Source organism: Flavobacterium sp. LC2016-13, from assembly GCF_009707955.1.
GTDB lineage: Bacteria > Bacteroidota > Bacteroidia > Flavobacteriales > Flavobacteriaceae > Flavobacterium.
In genome coordinates, this window is sequence record NZ_WMDQ01000008.1 from 264,127 (window position 1) to 281,110 (window position 16,984).

Here is a 16,984-nt window from a genome sequence, read left to right on the forward strand (position 1 = left end):
ATGGAAAAATCAATCAAAACAAAACCCGCAAAAATGTGCTACGAACATATTGGCGGAAAACTGGGACAATTGCTTGCAAAATCGTTTGCAGAGAAAGGTTGGATTGCCAAAAACAAACCAGCTGACAAGGACTTTTATATTACAGATTTAGGACAAAAAGAATTTGAAAAATTAGGTGTAGATATCAGTGAGATAAAATCAGAAAAATTGTAGATATTTTTTTATTTCTTCCCCAATTTAACGTCAAAGTATACTGGTAAATTTCATAACTTAGTTAGCTTTTAAATTTGAAGTCATGACTAAGAAATATATCGCCCAGGAATTTTTAAAACTCGCTGCCAACGGGCATTCGCACGAAGCGTTTCGGCTTTATGTTGGTCAAAATTTCAAACATCATAATGCCTATTTTAAAGGCGATGCAGAGACTTTGATGTTAGCCATGGAAGAATCTTCAAGAACAAACCCCAATAAAACGTTCAACATTCATCATATCTTAGAAGATGGCGATTTAGTTGCCGTGCATTCACACCTCAAACAAACTCCCGCTGATTTAGGTTTTGCCGTAGTTCATATTCTTAAATTTGAATCAGATAAAATAATCGAGCTTTGGGATTTAGGACAACCTTTGTGTCCTGAATCTAAAAATGAAAACGGAATGTTTTAATTTTTGCATACAGATTATGCATATTTTTTATATCAATTCTAAACCTGAAACTTTAAACCTGAAACCTTATAAAACCAAATTAATTTAATGAACTCAATTTTTAGATTTTCTTCTTTTTTATCTCTTATTTTTTTATTTTCTAACTGCAATTCGTTTGCTCAAAAAAAAGACGATTATTCGGCTAAAATTGACAGCTTAATAAAAATTGCTGAACCCAAATTTAATGGCGTAATCCTGATTTCGCAAAACGGAAAAACGTTATATACCAAAGCACATGGTTTTACCAATTTTGAAACCAAAAAACCTTTACAATTAAATAGTCAATTTGAGATCATGTCGAACAGCAAGCTAATTGCTGCCGTTTTTATTTTATTAGAAGTCGAAAAAGGAAAAATTAATTTACAGGATCCAATCAAAAAATACCTTCCTGAACTTACCCAAACCTGGGCAGATTCTGTTACGGTTCATCAACTTTTAAATCATACACACGGAATTGTGGACATCAATAAACCTCTGGAATTTAAACCCGGAACTAATTTTCATTACGGAAATATAAGTTATAGTCTTCTGGGACAAATTGTTGAACATACTTCGAATAAAACTTACAGTGAAGTGGCGAATGCACTTTTCAAAAAACTTCAAATGAAGAATACTTTTGCTTATAATCAAGACAAAATTCAAAATCTGACCACTGGATACATCAATGACAAAAACATATATGAACCTGTTAAAAAAACATTAATAACTCCTGAAAACCTGGGTGCTGATGGAATTATTTCGACGGCAAACGATTTGGCAATTTGGAATAATAATCTTCATAAAGGAAAAATTCTAAAACCTGAATCATATCAATTAATCATAAAACCTACCGCGTCATCACAACATAATTTCTTTGGAAAAGAAAAAGAAGGTTACGGTTACAGCATTCGAATTATCGAAAAAGAACCTGTAAAATATATTGGCCATACCGGGCTTGGCGATGGATTTTCTTCTATAAATTTGTATTTCCCTAAAAGTGATGTGAGCCTTATCGTTTTGGAAAACCAGATGAGTGAAAGTTCAGATTTGTTTTACGCTTCTGAATTTAAAATCAAAAATATTTTATTGAAAAGTGATTTATTACATCAAAAATAAAAAGTCATGGCTGAAAATAAAACTAAAGAAACAGAAAGCAGTGTTACTGATTTTATAAACACCGTTGAAGACGAGACAAAACGAAACGATGCGTTTGAACTTGTAAAAATAATGCAGAAACAAACCGGTTTTGAACCTAAAATGTGGGGACCAAACATTATTGGTTTTGGAAGTTATCATTACAAATATGCCAGCGGACATGAAGGCGACGCGCCACTTGCCGCATTTTCTCCAAGAAAAGATGCTATTTCGCTTTACCTTTATACTTCTTTTGAAAACAAGGAAGAATTACTCTCAAATTTTGGAAAACATAAAGCTGCAAAAGCCTGTATTTACGTTAAAAAAATAACAGATATTGATGTTGAAATCCTTAAAACAATGATTTCAGCTTCGGTAAAAGAATTACAAAAATTATATCCCTCAAATTAATCCATTATGATCATTACAATCCTGATTATTTTACTTGCCGTTGCCATGTATTTTTTATTGCATCCAAGATTCGGTAAAAGGCCTTCTGGCGAAAGACTAGCTTTGATAAAAAATTCGCCTCACTATAAAAATGGAAAATTCGAAAATAACAGTTTTACGCCTGAACTTGCAGAAGGTTATGGCTATTTTGATATTTTAAAGGAATTCTTTTTTAAGAAAGTAGACCGAAAAATTCCAACAGATATTATTCCGTCAGTAAAAACCAATTTGCATGAAATTCCGTTAGATCAGGATATTCTGGTTTGGTTTGGACATTCGTCTTATTATATTCAGCTTGAGGGAAAACGATTCTTAATTGATCCCGTTTTCAGCGGAAACGCCTCTCCTATTTACGGCACAACAAAAGCGTTTCAAGGAACTGATATTTATACTGTTGACGATATTCCTGAAATTGATTATTTATTGATTACACACGATCATTATGACCATTTAGATTATAAAACGATCATGCAATTAAAACCAAAAATTAAAAAAGTAATCACAGCACTTGGTGTGGGTTCGCATTTTGAATTTTGGAAGTTTCCTGTTGAAAATATTATCGAAAAAGACTGGCATGAAAAAATAGAATTAGATCAAAATTTAATGCTTTATACAACTCCGTCAAGACATTTTTCGGGCAGAAGTATAAATCGTTGCAATACGCTTTGGACTTCGTTTGTTTTAGAAACCAAAGATTTTAAAATGTATTTGGGCGGCGACAGCGGTTACGATTCTCACTTTAAGGAAATTGGAGATAAATTTGGTCCGTTTGATATTGCACTTATCGATAACGGACAATATAATCCGGCCTGGAAATACATTCATAATTTGCCAGAAGATGTGATAAAAGCAATGAAAGATTTGAATACAAAAAGAGTATTTCCGGTGCATTCTTCAAAATTTGCATTAGCGCTTCATGCCTGGGATGAACCTTTAATAAAAGTAACCGAATTGAATGCCAATTCACAAAATCCGATTCCGTTAATTACACCAAAAATTGGTGAATTAGTAGAATTAAAAAATGAAAATCAGGAATTTCAACAATGGTGGAAAGGAGTTCAATAGATTGTTGATTTTAGATTTTAGATTTTAGATTGAAAACTGTGACTGAAAACTGAAAAAAATGAATACTTCAAACTATATAATTAGAAACGCCAATCCTTCAGAATTTGAGGAAATCGGAAAGCTATTAATCAGCGTTTATTCGCAATTAGAAGGATTTCCGAAAGAAAATGAGCAGCCTAATTATTATAAAATGCTGGCGAATATTGGCGATTTTACCAATTTTCCTGAAACAGAGCTTTTGGTTGCTACAGACAATAACGACAATATTCTTGGCGCCGTGGTATATTTTAATGATATGCAGTATTATGGCTCTGGCGGAATTGCAACGCAACAGCAAAATTCTGCAGGATTTCGATTATTAGGCGTTGATCTTAAGGAACGCGGAAAAGGAATTGGTAAAATTTTGACTGAAGAATGCATTAAAAAAGCAACATTCAATAAACGAAAACAACTTATAATTCATTCGACATTAGCAATGCAAACAGCCTGGAAAATGTATGAAAATTTAGGTTTTAAAAGATCTGAAGATTTAGATTTCATGCAAGGCGAATTGCCCGTATTTGGATTTAGATTCCAATTTACGTCGTAACAAAAATCTGAAACTAAAAAAACCTGAAACCTGAAACTAAAAATTAAACTTTGAAACTAAAAACAAATCTTTTTGCAATTGCATTTCTGATAACTTCTTCCATATTTTCTCAAAATACCTATGTCTTTTTGGGAAGTTATAATCGTGATAAAGAGGCAGAATCTATTTTGGTTTATCAGTTAGATACCTTAAACGGAAAACTAAGCAAAGTAACTTCAGTAAAAAATATAATAAATCCGTCGTATTTGACTTTATCGTCAAACGGAAAATTTCTTTACGCTTGTACCGATACCAAAACACCAAATGCAGGAAGTGTAAGCAGTTTTGAATTTAATCCGGAAAATAAATCCCTGACTTTTTTAAACAAACAAGGAAGCGGCGGAGAAAATCCGGTTTATGTTTCGGTTCACAAAAGTGGAAAATGGCTTGTAAACGCCAATTATACAGAAGGAAGCGTTTCAGTTCATCCACTTTTAGAAAACGGAAGAATCGATTCTATTGCACAGAATTTTCAATATACAGACGGAAGTGTTCATAAAGAAAGACAAACCCGTTCGCACGTTCATTCTGCAGTATTTTCGCCTCAAAATGATTTTTTATTCCTGCCCGATTTAGGCGCTGATAAAATACGTAGTTATCAATTTGATGAAAATCAGAAACAACCTTTAATCGAGACAAAAAATCCTTTTACCAAAACAGATTTACAAGCCGGACCAAGACATTTTACTTTTCATCCCAATCAAAAATTTGGATATTGTATTGAAGAAATGGCCGGAGCAATAAGTGTGTATCAATATGGAAACGGAGTTTTAACCAAAATTCAACGCATCAATACACATCCTGATTCAATTACAGAAGGTTTTGAAAGTTCTGATATTCATATTTCGCCAGACGGAAAATTTCTCTACGCCACAAACCGTGGAAAAGAAAATAACATTGCCATTTTTACAATTGACGAAAATGGTCTTTTGAAAAACATTGGTTATCAATCGACTTTAGGAAAACATCCTAGAATTTTTGCCATCGACGAAAGTGGAAAGTTCTTAATCGCAACCAATGTTATTTCAGGAAATGTAGTGGTTTTTAAGAGAAATCTTAAAACTGGATTGCTTAAAAAAGTAGGTAAAGAAATTAAAATGGAGAATGTTTCTTGTGTGCAGGTTAAGAGGATATGATTTTGTTTCACGCAGATTTTTGCGTTGACTGTAATGAAGCAAAAAAAACTAAAAAACTAAAAAAAATGAATAACCCAGAATTCAATTTACAACCCGAAATATTAGAAAACGATATTACAAAATTAATTCCGCTACAGGAAAATCATTTTGATGAACTTTATAAAGCGGGTTCAGATCCTCTAATTTGGGAACAATATCCTATAAAAGACCGATATAAATTAGAACTTTTCAAGCCTTTTTTTGAAGCCGCGATAGAATCAAAAGGTGCTTTTCTAATTTTAGACAAACAGACCAATGAAGTTATGGGCACATCGCGATTCTATGGTTATGATGCTGAAAAATCAAGCGTAGGAATTGGATATACTTTTATTTCCAGAAAATTCTGGGGCGGACCGTATAATAAATCGGTTAAAGACTTAATGATTAATTACGCTTTTGAACATGTAAATTCAGTACTTTTTCATGTAGCCCATGATAATTATCGCTCACAAAAAGCAGTATTAAAACTTGGCGCAGAAAAAGTAAATGAAGTTATTTTTAACATCAACGGTCTTGATGTACTTCACTTTGAATATGAACTTAAAAAATTATAGTTTAGAGTTATGAATTATAAGTTATGAGTTAAGGACGTAGCTAACGTTTGCATTCAACTTATAATTCATAATTCATAACTAATAATTCACAACTCTTAATAAAATGAAAAGAATTACAGTTTTCTGCGGATCAAGTTTTGGTACTGAAGAAATTTATAAAGAACAAGCAACTTTGCTGGGACAAACTTTAGCAAAACAAAATATAGAATTGGTTTATGGCGGCGCAAACGTAGGTTTGATGGGCGCTGTAGCCGATGGCGTTTTAAATGAAGGCGGAAAAGTAATTGGTGTACTTCCGAACTTTTTACGATCAAAAGAAATTGCGCATTTAGGTTTAACCGAATTAATTTTGGTGGAAAGTATGCATGAAAGAAAAACCAAAATGAATGATTTATGCGATGGCGTTATTGCGCTTCCGGGTGGTTTTGGAACTCTCGAAGAGCTTTTTGAAATGCTGACCTGGGGACAATTAGGTTTGCACAAAAAACCAATCGCTATTTTAAATATCGATGGCTTTTATGATTCATTAATTGAATTAACAAAAGTTATGGTCGAAAAAGGTTTACTAAAAGAAGTCAATCAGAAAATGCTTTTGGTAAGCGATAACGTTGAAGATTTATTAGAACAAATGAAAAATTATGTTGCGCCAACTGTTGGAAAATGGGTTGACAAAAATAAGTCCTGAATTGTGAATTGTGAGTTATGCGTTTTTGACAATCCGTTAAGCTTTCAAAATTAGACATTTAGCCTTATATTTACATTTCACTAACTTATAATTTATAACTCATAATTTATAATTCAAAAGAAGTATGAAAACAGAAAACAACAAATTCGCAAAAGCCGAAATGCTGATTAGAAAACCTGTTTCAGAAGTTTTTCAGGCTTTTATTGATCCGGAAATTACCAGCAAATTTTGGTTCACAAAAGGTTCCGGAAAACTCGAACAAGATCAAAAAACAGAATGGACGTGGGAAATGTATGGTTTTTCGCTTTCTGTTTTAACGCATGTTTTACAGAAAAATAAAAAGATCGTGATTGAATGGGGAGATCCTGATGAAACGACTTTGGTCGAATGGGTTTTTACACCATTAAATGAAAATGAAACTTTTGTAAGCATTACCAATTCCGGTTTAAAAGGCGATACAGATAAAATTATAGATCAGGTTCGAAACTCAACAGAAGGTTTTACTTTGGTTTTAGCCGGAGCAAAAGCTTATTTAGAACATAATATTCAGCTAAATCTGGTTCTCGACAGATTCCCGAAAGGTATTGCATAGAAAAAAGTTTCAAGTTTTTTTAGTTTCAGGTTTCAAGTCCGCACAGAACCTGAAACCTGAAACCTGAAACTTGAAACCTGAAACTTGAAACTTGAAACTTGAAACTTGAAATCCGAAACCTGAAACCTGAAACCTGAAACTAAAAACCATGGAAATTAAAAAACCCGAAAATATCGATGAATACATTGGAGGTTTCCCAAATGATGTTCAGGAAATTTTAGAAAAAGTCAGGGACACTATTCAGAAAGTGGCGCCGGATGCAAAGGAAAAAATCAGTTACTCGATGCCGGCTTTTGAGCAAAACGGAATTGTTGTTTATTTTGCTGCGTTCAAAAATCATATTGGGTTGTATGCTTTGCCGAGCGGTCACGAAGCTTTTCAGGAAGAACTTTCACAATACAAATCAGGAAAAGGTTCTGTTCAGTTTCCTTTAAATAAACCAATGCCGTATGATTTAATTACCAAAATTGTTAAATTTAGAGTGAAGGAAAATCTGCAAAAACCAAAAAAGAAATAACTTAAATGAACTTAACTGAACATTATAATCAGCTTTACAAAAAATCTTCTGAAGCTATTTTAGCCGGAAATTATAATTTAGATGCTCATATTAATGACGCATCAGATTCCCGATTTGGTATAACGGTGCTCATTCGCCCAAACGAAACAATAAAAGCCAATATTAAGTCGGTTTTAGATGAATTAAAGGCTGTTGATGACACGCAATATTATTATCCTGATTCTGACATTCATATTACTGTAATGTCGATTATTTCCTGTTATGGAGGTTTTACTTTAGATAAAATTTCGATTAAAGATTATATCGAAATCATTCAGAAATCTTTGGTTGGAATAGATCATATTAAAATTGAATTTAAAGGTGTTACGGTTTCGCCTTCTGCCATAATGATTCAGGGTTTTCCGGTTGATGAATCTCTAGATAATTTAAGAAATAAACTGCGTGAGAATTTTAAAACATCAACTTTAGAGCAAAGTATAGATAGCCGTTATGAAATTTCGACAGCACATTCTACCATTATGAGGTTTCAGGAAAAACTTGAAAATCCGGAGAAATTAATTGCCGTTACAGAAAAATTTCGTGATTATAATTTTGGAGAATTTACAGTTGAAAAACTCGAATTGGTGTATAATGATTGGTATCAGAGAGATAAAAACACGATTGATTTATGTGATTTTTATTTGAGATAATCTCAAAATCCGCATCTTTTAACTTTGTTAATAAAAGTTAGATTAGCAAAATTTTAAGTGCTATGAATTCAATTATCTTTGAGTTTTAAAACTTAAAAAACAAATACAGAAAGTGCAGAAAAAATTATATGGATTAGATCATTTAAGAGCTTTTGCAATCAGTTTTGTTTTCTTATATCACTATCAAATTCCATTTTTTGGACATCCGGAATGGTTAGAAAATTTCGCGAAATTTGGATGGACTGGTGTTGATTTATTCTTTGTTCTAAGCGGATTTTTAATTTCTTCACAACTCTTTTTTCAAATTAAAAACGGAATAGAAATTTCTTTTAAAGATTTCTTTTTAAAACGTTTTTTCAGAATACTTCCACTCTTTTGGTTTGTTACCGCAATTTATTTTCTTGTACCAATATTCAGAGAAAGAGAAGCGCTTCCGCCATTATGGAAACTTTTAACTTTTACTCAAAATTTTGGATTGAATATTCAGGATTTCGGAACATTTTCTCACGTTTGGTCTCTTTGTGTCGAAGAACATTTTTATTTTCTTTTACCTATTGTATTGATTTCTATACAATCAACTAAACTTTTCAGTAAATCGTATTGGATTTTAGTTCTATTATTTCTTTTTGGTTTAGCCATTAGGTTTTATAGTTGGAAAAATTTATACTTTCCAAATATTAATAAAGATAATTCATGGCTTTTTTGGTCTAAATTTATCTATTATCCAACGTATAATCGCTTAGACGGACTTTTAATAGGCGTTTCTATTGCAGGGATTTATCAATTTTTGCCTAATTTTTGGTATAAAATTTCCCAATTTGGAAATCACTTTTTAGCATTTGGTTTATTAGTATTGACAAGTGCTTATTTCTTATGCCAAGAGGAAACCTCATTTTATGCATCAGTTTTTGGGTTTCCATTAGTCGCTTTTGGTTACGGCTTCATCGTTTTAGGTTCAGTCTCTCCTACCAGTTTTTTATACAAATGGAATTCTAAAATTACCACACTTATTGCAGCACTTTCGTATGGGATTTATTTAACGCATAAAGGAGTTATTCATCTTACGCAACAACTTTTACTCCATTTTAATGTAGATATCAATAGCAATCTAACATTAGTAATTTGTAGTTTAACCTGTATATTAATTGCCTATATACTTCATAAAATTATAGAAAAGCCTTTTATGCAGTTAAGAACAAAATATATCAGATCTTAAATGATTTCTATTTGCGTAATATTTAGTGAACATTTTGCCACGAATTGCACTAATTTTCACTAATTAAAATACTCAGAAATAAATTTTTTAAAATATTACTTCAACAATTTAAATTAGAAAAGAAAAATCCTGAATTCGTTTTTACATTTTAAAAATAATTCGTGCAAATTCGTGCAATTCGTGGCAAACTTTTTTACTTTTTAAACGATCCGAAATGCCACAAAATTCCTGACGGATCATGCAGAAAACATTCTCTTCCCCAATCTAAATTACGAATTGGAGTTAGTTTTGCAGTTGGGTATTTTTCAGGTAGATTTAATGCTAAAAGTTCGTTATAATAACGATCGACATCATCAACTTCCAAAAAAATCATTGTGTTTTCAATCCATTCTTTGGCATAATAATCCTGAAGATAAAAAGCAGTTTCCTCAGATTTGAAAACAGAAAAATTAGATTCCAGAACTATTTCTTCAAAACCTAAATCACGATAAAAGCTTCTGGAGATTTCGAAATCTTTAGCTCCAATAAAAGGTCGGATTGATTTTATTTTGTGATTCATCTTACTTTCTTTTGAAATTATTTTTCAAATTTAAGAACTCGATTTTTACTTATCAAAACCAAGCTGCTTTCTTAAATCTAAATTCAGACTATATTGTTCCTGAACCGGAATTACTTTGCGTGAATTTTTATTAATGTCATTTCCTTCGGCTGTCCAAAGAAAAGGGTAAAAATTAAAAACTTCATCGCCTTTTAATTTCGAAACTTCTTGTCTCCAGCCGTTCCATCTGCTACCATCGTAAAACTTATCCAAATCGTTATTGAAACAAAATTCTAAAAATTCAGAATACGTAACATCGAGTTGTTCGTATTCTAGATTATCGGGAGAAAAATAATAAATCTTGCCTATATCAGTTCCCAATCCACCACCATTTAAAAGGTAAAAACCACCAATTGCATCATCGGCAATTAATAAAAAAGAAGGTGCTTCGCCAAATTCTTTAAACGATTTTCCTTTGTTCCAATCCGGAAGTGTTCGATTAAACTTTGAATTTCCGGAACCCAAAATTCGAATCCATCCATCATCAACTAAAAGGCCGCCCGTCATAAAAACAATTGCACCCATTGGCGAATGAGTTGTAACCTGTGTTTTGTATAAAGTTTCTTTTGCTATTGCCGGATCAACCGGTAAAATCTCAACTTTATTTTTTGCTGTTTTAATCCAATTTTCAACAAGCTTCCAACCAGGATCAGCTTTATCAATAAGTTCTTCAGCCTTTTTCATTTTATTTTGTGCAGTCGCTGCAAAAGTTATAAATGTCAATATAATTAATGGAAACTTGAGCATCATTTATTCAATCTATAATTATAAAAAAGAAACAAAAACAATAAAAATCTTATATTAAATTTTTATCCTTTCTTCAAAATACTTCCCAAACCTCGACCAATTTGTTCTATCGCTTCAAGGCCTTTTGTTAATGGTGTTGCGGTAAAATCTTCATACGCATCCATAGCCGTTACTTTGTTATCGTCTTGCGGATAAACCAAAATCAGGTTGCTGTCTTCAAATGATCTTTCAAATTTTTGAGGCAATTTGTCAAAAATTGATTGATACGAAACAGAACCTTTTCTGGATAAGTTAAAAACAATTAAATCCGTCGGTTTTATTTCATCAGAAATCGATTCGAAATCATCCCAATCCATAATACTCTTAAAACCTAATTTTGCGTTAAGTTTCAAATTATTAGCAATTTGCTGAATCGTCTGATGTGTTTTATATTCTGCATAAATTACAATCGAAATACTTAATTCCTGAGATAATCTACAGATTTTTTGCAACAAAAGCTGAAACCCAATGCCTCTTTCAGAAAAAGGCGGGCAAATAAATACCAGTCTTTTTTCTTCAATAAAAGTCTTTTTAAAACGACAGATAAATAAACTTTTGTCTACATTATTGATGATTGAATCGACATTTTCACCAAAAATTTTATCCAGGAAACCTGTTTTTTTCGGCCAGCCAACAATCACAATATCTGACATGATTTCTTTTGAAGTTCTTGCAATTCCACTTGCCGGATTATGATCAATTCTGGCGATTGTATTAATCTTAACTTCTGAAGCCGAACCTTGAATTACGAATTTATCAACGGCTTTTTTGTACTTCAAAATATTAATTTCTGCCTGATCATTATTTGGCACAATCGTTAACAACGTTACCGGATTGGTAGATTTTTTATCTTTTATTAAAAGTGCAAAATCTAAAAGACTTGCCGTTGCAGAAGTTTTTGCTAACGGAATCAAAATATGCTCTTCTAATATTTGATCACGATTGGCATCTTCATGCGAAACTTCTTCTTCGCAAATAGCAATTTTTTTCGCTGCTTTTTCAGTAGCAAAAGAAGCTACAATACATGTAATTAAGATCAGGATAATAGTTCCGTTTAAGATATTCTCATCCAGAATTTTAGCTTTAAAACCCACCAAAATAACGGCCAGAGTTGCTGCAGCATGCGCACTGCTTAATCCGAAAATAAGTTGTCTTTCTGTTTTCGTATATTTAAAAACGATTTGAGTAAAAAACGCAGCAATCCATTTTCCAAAAATAGCCACAACACTCAATGTTCCCGCTACAATTAGCGCTGTTGGTCCGCTTAAAATAACGCTGATATCAACCAGCATTCCCACAGAAATCAGGAAAAACGGAATAAACAATGAATTTCCAATAAACTCAATTCTATTCATTAAAGCTGATGATTGCGGAATTAACGGATTCAATGCCAAACCGGCCACGAAAGCGCCAATAATAGGTTCTACTCCTGCTACTTGAGCCAAAAACGCTGCAAAGAAAACAACAGAAAGTACAAAAATATAATGGGCATGTTTTTCGCTTTCTAATTTTTTAAAGAACCATTTTGCAATTCTCGGAATTACCAAAAACATAATCGCTGAGAAAATGGCCAATGAAACGCCCAATTTTATCCAAAAAGCCTGATTCAGACTTCCCTGACTGCTTCCCATAATTACGGCCAGAATAATCAAAACCGCTGTATCAGTCAAAATTGTTCCTCCAACAGTTATGGCAACTGCCTGATTTTTTGAGATTCCCATTTTACTCACAATTGGATATGCTACCAAAGTGTGCGTTGCAAACATACTTGCCGTTAAAAAACTGGCATTAAAATCATATTGCAACAAATAAAAACAAACCGGAAATCCTATTGAAAGCGGAAAAATAAACGTAAAAAAACCAAATAATAAACTCTTATTTCGGTTGGCTTTAAACTCATTCATGTCGAGTTCTAAACCTGCAATAAACATAATATAAAGCAATCCGATGGTTGAAAATAAATCGACTGCTGAATTCTTGGCTAAAATATTAAGTCCGTGAGGACCAATAATTACACCCGAAATGATTAAACCAATAATGCCGGGAATATTTATTTTCTTGAGTAAAATAGGAGACAACAAAATAATGAAAAGTATCAAAGAAAAAATCAATACTGGATTGTTAAGCGGTAACTCGAATTCTTGTAAAAAATGCTTGAAAAATTCTATCATAATGTAATTTTATCTTCTTTATGATATTTTAACTTTCGTAAAAAGAGGTAAAAATTAAAATGAAATATAAGAAGTTGTGTTTTGTCCAATTCATTTAAAAGCTAAAAAAATCGGATTTTTTAGTGATTGCTTCTTTACAAAAATACCTAAAAAATGCGCGAAGTCTTAACGAAAACCGCATATTAACCAATTAAATTTATTTCATTGTCAAATTATTAAAATTTAATATATTTTTTAACAAAACCGCAACATTAACAAATGAAAACAAAACATCTTTGCATTATTCAATTATCTTTGTCTTAATAAAAATTGAACAATGGAAGAATGTATCTCTGTTTTTGATATGCTTAAAATTGGTGTTGGCCCTTCGAGCTCACACACACTTGGTCCCTGGCGCGCTGCGGAACGCTTTTTAGAAGAGCTTAAAAGCGAATCTGTTTTAGAGCAGGTTACCAGAGTTAAGGTTGATTTATATGGCTCACTTTCATTGACCGGAAAAGGTCACGCTACAGATTTGGCAGTTATGCTGGGTTTAAGCGGTCAGGATCCTGAATATATTCCGATTGACGATATTGCCGGAATTATTAAAACAATCGAAACCAAAAATGAAATCATTTTAGGAAACCAAATTTCGATTCCGTTTTACTTTCTTCAGGATATTGTTTTCAATAAAGACTTTCTTCCCTTTCATGCCAATGGATTAAAATTTACAGCTTATAAAGCTGATGATTCTGAATATGAATCTACTTTTTATTCTATCGGAGGAGGTTTTGTGGTAAAAGAAGAACGCACCAATGCCAAAATAAAAGAAGAAATAAAATGTGCATTTCCATTTCCGATTCAAAATGCCGTTGAGCTTTTAAATTATACCGTTTCAGAAAACAAAACGATTTCTGAAATTGTTTATGAAAACGAAAAATCGATGCGTCCGGAAGCCGAAATTCATTCGGAATTAATGCGCATTTGGAACACGATGCTGGAATGCATGTATATAGGATGTCATACAGGAGGAATTCTTCCCGGGGGATTACACGTTCGCCGAAGAGCTTTTGATATGCATCAGAATTTGATTGGTTTATCTAATTATCACGATCCGCAAAGCTGGCTGGAAGAAATTAGAAAAACAGAAGTTAAATTTCGCCAAATTCTTAAATGGGTAAGTTGTTTTGCACTTGCTGTGAATGAGGTAAATGCATCTTTAGGACGTGTGGTTACTGCTCCAACAAACGGAAGTGCCGGCGTAATTCCAGCCGTTTTAATGTATTATTTAGTGATCGAAAATCACGATGCCGGAGAAAAAGAAATCAAACAATTTTTGATGGTTGCGGGAGAAATTGGAAGTATCTTTAAAAAAGGATCTACGATTTCTGCAGCAATGGGCGGTTGTCAGGCCGAAATTGGTGTTTCGTCATCTATGGCAGCAGCGGCTCTTTGCGAACTTATGGGCGGTTCTCCTGCTCAGGTTTTAATGGCTGCAGAAATTGCAATGGAACATCATCTTGGTTTAACTTGTGATCCAATTGGTGGTTTGGTTCAGATTCCGTGTATCGAAAGAAATACAATGGGCGCCATAAAAGCGATAAATGCTGCTGAGTTGGCTCTTGAAACGGATTCTAAAAATGCAAAAGTGCCTTTAGACAAAGTAATCAATACGATGTGGCAAACGGCAAAAGACATGAACTCAAAATATAAAGAAACTTCTGAAGGCGGATTGGCAATTGCAGTAAACATGGCCGATTGCTAAAGATTTCGAAAAGTTTGCCACGAATTTCCACGAATTTTCACGAATTAATTTTTAATCTCTAATTGAGTAAAAGAAATTGGTGAAAATTCGTGAAATTCGTAGCAAAAAACCAAAACTACTACATGAAAAAATACCACTCCGTAATTGCAATCTTATTTTGCTCTGGTTTAATGTATTCGCAAGATCGTTATTTTATCAATTCAGATACACGATTGTATACTTCAGCCAGTACTTCTGCAGAATTTTTGGGGTATTTTAAATATGGTGCAGAAGTTCATTTATTATCCGGTAATCAAAAAGGCTGGTATAAAATACAAGCTGATAATAATAATGAAGGATATGTTCCGAGTAAATTCATCTCTGAATCATTAAATGCCGACGATATTAAAACCACAGATAAGGAGAATCCAATTATTTTTGGCGGCAATTATCACGGAAGTAATCATCTTTTTGTTTTAGTAGCCGGATTGAAAGCACGGGCGCAACCTGATAAAAATTCAAAAATCAGGGAAGTTTTATTTACGGGCGATCCTGTTACTGTTAACTATCTTCCAAAAAATGAAGATGAATGGGTAAACATTGACGGGAGTTTCGGCGAAGAATATGCCAAATTTACACTCAGAAAATTTCTTGGAAAAAGACCTGATCTCAATGTTCTAATTAAAAACTTTGACAAATTAGACGTAAATAATATTACCGAACGTAAAACCATCAGCGAGCGCATTGTTGAGTTGGCCTGGAATACTAATAACACAACTTTGCTTCCGGCGTATCAAAGATATTATGAAGTTGTAAAACAATTAAACGACCCAAAACTTCTTGCTGAAACTGAATTAAATATAGCCCTTGCCAAGGCTTTAAACAAATCTAAAAAAGCCGAAGAAATTTTTGCTTTTTCTAAAAAAGCTGAATTTCTTTTAAAAGGCATAAAAACCAAATCACTGTATTTATCTCAAACTAATCTGGTAAAAACATTTGGTAAACCAACTAAAAAGGCTAACGTTGACGATGGATGCGGGATTTATTTAAGTGACTTATTTTACTATTATCCGGATTTAGAAGTTTCTGTTGATGAAGCAAAAAATCAGGCAGAAATCGTTAAGGTTTTTATCAACGAAAATAACAAATTAGCATTTAGCCCGAACGTTATTTTTGATAACACACTATCCGAAAAAGCTTTCATAGAAAAATATGGAACTTACGTACAAGCTTCTTTAAAATCACCACATTATTATTCTATATATATTATAGATGATAGTCAGTTCATATTAGAATTTAAAGACGGGAAGCTATTTTCTGTTGAAATATTCATCGATTGCTGATTTCAATCTATAATTATTCAATACTTTTACATCTTCAAAAAAAAATAAAATGTCAGTAGCAAAAAAAGATTATAAAAGAATCACCACAAAATCGTTAATCGAAATGAAAAGCAACGGAGAAAAAATCTCTATGCTAACGGCTTACGATTTTACAATGGCGAAAATTGTTGATACCGCAGGAGTCGATGTGATTTTAGTTGGAGATTCAGCATCAAATGTTATGGCGGGTCACGAAACAACTTTGCCAATTACTTTAGATCAGATGATTTATCATGCATCATCTGTTGTTCGCGCCGTTGAAAGAGCGTTAGTTGTGGTAGATTTACCTTTTGGAAGTTACCAGTCTGATCCAAAAGAAGCTTTACGTTCAGCTATCAGAATCATGAAAGAAAGTGGCGGACATGCTGTAAAGCTTGAAGGCGGAAAAGAAATTAAAGAATCTATCAAAAAAATATTAAACGCAGGAATCCCTGTTATGGGACATTTGGGTTTAACTCCACAATCGATTTATAAATTCGGAACTTACAGCGTTCGCGCTAAAGAAGAAGAAGAAGCCGAAAAATTAATCGAAGATGCCAAAATGCTTGAAAAAGTAGGTTGTTTTGGTGTTGTTTTAGAAAAAATCCCAGCTGATTTAGCAAAAAAAGTTGCAGAAAGCATTTCTATTCCGGTAATAGGAATTGGTGCCGGAGGCGGCGTTGACGGACAAGTATTGGTTATTCACGATATGTTAGGAATGAATAATGAATTTAGTCCACGTTTCTTGCGTCGTTACTTAAATTTATACGAGCAAATGACCAAAGCAATTGGCCAATATGCTGCTGATGTTAAGGCAAGTGATTTTCCTAATTCTAGTGAACAATATTAATTTTTTTAAGGTAGTAAGGTTCTGAGTTGCTGAGATTCTAAGGTTTCTTTTTTAGGAACAAAGGCTCAAAGTAACAAAGATTCAAAGTCTTTTTAAAATTCAAAAATT

The 16,984-nt window shown here is 32.8% G+C and carries 19 protein-coding genes; 16 read left to right on the forward strand and 3 right to left on the reverse strand.

The genetic code is table 11. The features are described 5' to 3' along the window. The 13 genes from GKZ86_RS17280 to GKZ86_RS17340 all read left to right on the forward strand — a co-directional run bounded on the left by GKZ86_RS17280 (window position 1) and on the right by GKZ86_RS17340 (window position 9,387). Window positions 1–213 (forward strand): ArsR family transcriptional regulator, encoded by a 213-nt coding sequence (locus GKZ86_RS17280; protein ID WP_154784318.1) that lies wholly within the window; start codon window positions 1–3, stop codon window positions 211–213. 82 nt (window positions 214–295) lie between these two features. Next, window positions 296–664: an ester cyclase gene (locus tag GKZ86_RS17285; protein WP_154784319.1), complete on the forward strand. Its 369-nt coding sequence runs from the start codon at window positions 296–298 to the stop codon at window positions 662–664. Window positions 665–751: 87 nt separating this feature from the next. Then, window positions 752–1,798, forward strand: a complete 1,047-nt coding sequence (locus GKZ86_RS17290; RefSeq protein WP_154784320.1) for a serine hydrolase — start codon at window positions 752–754, stop codon at window positions 1,796–1,798. A gap of 6 nt (window positions 1,799–1,804) precedes the next feature. Then, window positions 1,805–2,227: a DUF1801 domain-containing protein gene (locus GKZ86_RS17295; RefSeq protein WP_154784321.1), complete on the forward strand. Its 423-nt coding sequence runs from the start codon at window positions 1,805–1,807 to the stop codon at window positions 2,225–2,227. Window positions 2,228–2,233: 6 nt separating this feature from the next. Beyond that, window positions 2,234–3,331 carry an MBL fold metallo-hydrolase gene (locus tag GKZ86_RS17300; protein ID WP_154784322.1) on the forward strand — a complete coding sequence of 366 codons (1,098 nt, stop codon included), beginning with the start codon at window positions 2,234–2,236 and terminating at the stop codon, window positions 3,329–3,331. Window positions 3,332–3,389: 58 nt separating this feature from the next. Beyond that, window positions 3,390–3,920: a GNAT family N-acetyltransferase gene (locus GKZ86_RS17305; RefSeq protein ID WP_154784323.1), complete on the forward strand. Its 531-nt coding sequence runs from the start codon at window positions 3,390–3,392 to the stop codon at window positions 3,918–3,920. Window positions 3,921–3,970: 50 nt separating this feature from the next. Continuing rightward, a complete protein-coding gene (locus tag GKZ86_RS17310) occupies window positions 3,971–5,095 on the forward strand; it encodes a lactonase family protein (RefSeq protein ID WP_154784324.1) in 1,125 nt (374 codons plus the stop codon). Between the two features lie 65 nt (window positions 5,096–5,160). Continuing rightward, a complete protein-coding gene (locus GKZ86_RS17315; RefSeq protein ID WP_154784325.1) occupies window positions 5,161–5,688 on the forward strand; it encodes a GNAT family N-acetyltransferase in 528 nt (175 codons plus the stop codon). 103 nt (window positions 5,689–5,791) lie between these two features. Further along, window positions 5,792–6,373 carry a TIGR00730 family Rossman fold protein gene (locus tag GKZ86_RS17320; protein ID WP_154784326.1) on the forward strand — a complete coding sequence of 194 codons (582 nt, stop codon included), beginning with the start codon at window positions 5,792–5,794 and terminating at the stop codon, window positions 6,371–6,373. 124 nt (window positions 6,374–6,497) lie between these two features. After that, window positions 6,498–6,965, forward strand: a complete 468-nt coding sequence (locus GKZ86_RS17325) for an SRPBCC family protein (protein ID WP_154784327.1) — start codon at window positions 6,498–6,500, stop codon at window positions 6,963–6,965. A gap of 148 nt (window positions 6,966–7,113) precedes the next feature. Continuing rightward, entirely contained in the window at window positions 7,114–7,482 is a 369-nt protein-coding gene (locus tag GKZ86_RS17330) for an iron chaperone (protein ID WP_154784328.1), read from the forward strand. A 5-nt stretch (window positions 7,483–7,487) separates the two neighbouring features. Next, the gene (locus tag GKZ86_RS17335) at window positions 7,488–8,171 is read left to right on the forward strand and encodes a 2'-5' RNA ligase family protein (protein ID WP_154784329.1); all 684 of its coding nucleotides are present in this window, start codon (window positions 7,488–7,490) and stop codon (window positions 8,169–8,171) included. 112 nt (window positions 8,172–8,283) lie between these two features. Next, window positions 8,284–9,387 carry an acyltransferase gene (locus tag GKZ86_RS17340; protein WP_317173623.1) on the forward strand — a complete coding sequence of 368 codons (1,104 nt, stop codon included), beginning with the start codon at window positions 8,284–8,286 and terminating at the stop codon, window positions 9,385–9,387. Between the two features lie 193 nt (window positions 9,388–9,580). Here the strand turns inward: GKZ86_RS17340 and GKZ86_RS17345 are convergent, their stop codons facing one another. The 3 genes from GKZ86_RS17345 to GKZ86_RS17355 are packed head-to-tail and all read right to left on the reverse strand — an operon-like array spanning window position 9,581 to window position 12,942. Then, complete coding sequence (locus GKZ86_RS17345) at window positions 9,581–9,946, reverse strand: VOC family protein (RefSeq protein WP_154784330.1); 366 nt, start codon at window positions 9,944–9,946, stop codon at window positions 9,581–9,583. A gap of 45 nt (window positions 9,947–9,991) precedes the next feature. Then, entirely contained in the window at window positions 9,992–10,735 is a 744-nt protein-coding gene (locus tag GKZ86_RS17350) for a DUF2625 domain-containing protein (RefSeq protein WP_194632560.1), read from the reverse strand. A gap of 59 nt (window positions 10,736–10,794) precedes the next feature. Then, window positions 10,795–12,942 (reverse strand): cation:proton antiporter, encoded by a 2,148-nt coding sequence (locus GKZ86_RS17355; protein ID WP_154784331.1) that lies wholly within the window; start codon window positions 12,940–12,942, stop codon window positions 10,795–10,797. A gap of 316 nt (window positions 12,943–13,258) precedes the next feature. On the opposite strand from GKZ86_RS17355, the gene GKZ86_RS17360 reads away from it, so the two are divergent. The 3 genes from GKZ86_RS17360 to panB all read left to right on the forward strand — a co-directional run bounded on the left by GKZ86_RS17360 (window position 13,259) and on the right by panB (window position 16,876). After that, the gene (locus tag GKZ86_RS17360; RefSeq protein WP_154784332.1) at window positions 13,259–14,686 is read left to right on the forward strand and encodes an L-serine ammonia-lyase; all 1,428 of its coding nucleotides are present in this window, start codon (window positions 13,259–13,261) and stop codon (window positions 14,684–14,686) included. Between the two features lie 122 nt (window positions 14,687–14,808). Next, entirely contained in the window at window positions 14,809–16,008 is a 1,200-nt protein-coding gene (locus GKZ86_RS17365; protein ID WP_154784333.1) for an SH3 domain-containing protein, read from the forward strand. Between the two features lie 49 nt (window positions 16,009–16,057). Continuing rightward, window positions 16,058–16,876 carry a 3-methyl-2-oxobutanoate hydroxymethyltransferase gene (gene panB / locus GKZ86_RS17370; protein WP_154784334.1) on the forward strand — a complete coding sequence of 273 codons (819 nt, stop codon included), beginning with the start codon at window positions 16,058–16,060 and terminating at the stop codon, window positions 16,874–16,876. The last annotated feature ends 108 nt before the right edge of the window (window positions 16,877–16,984 follow it).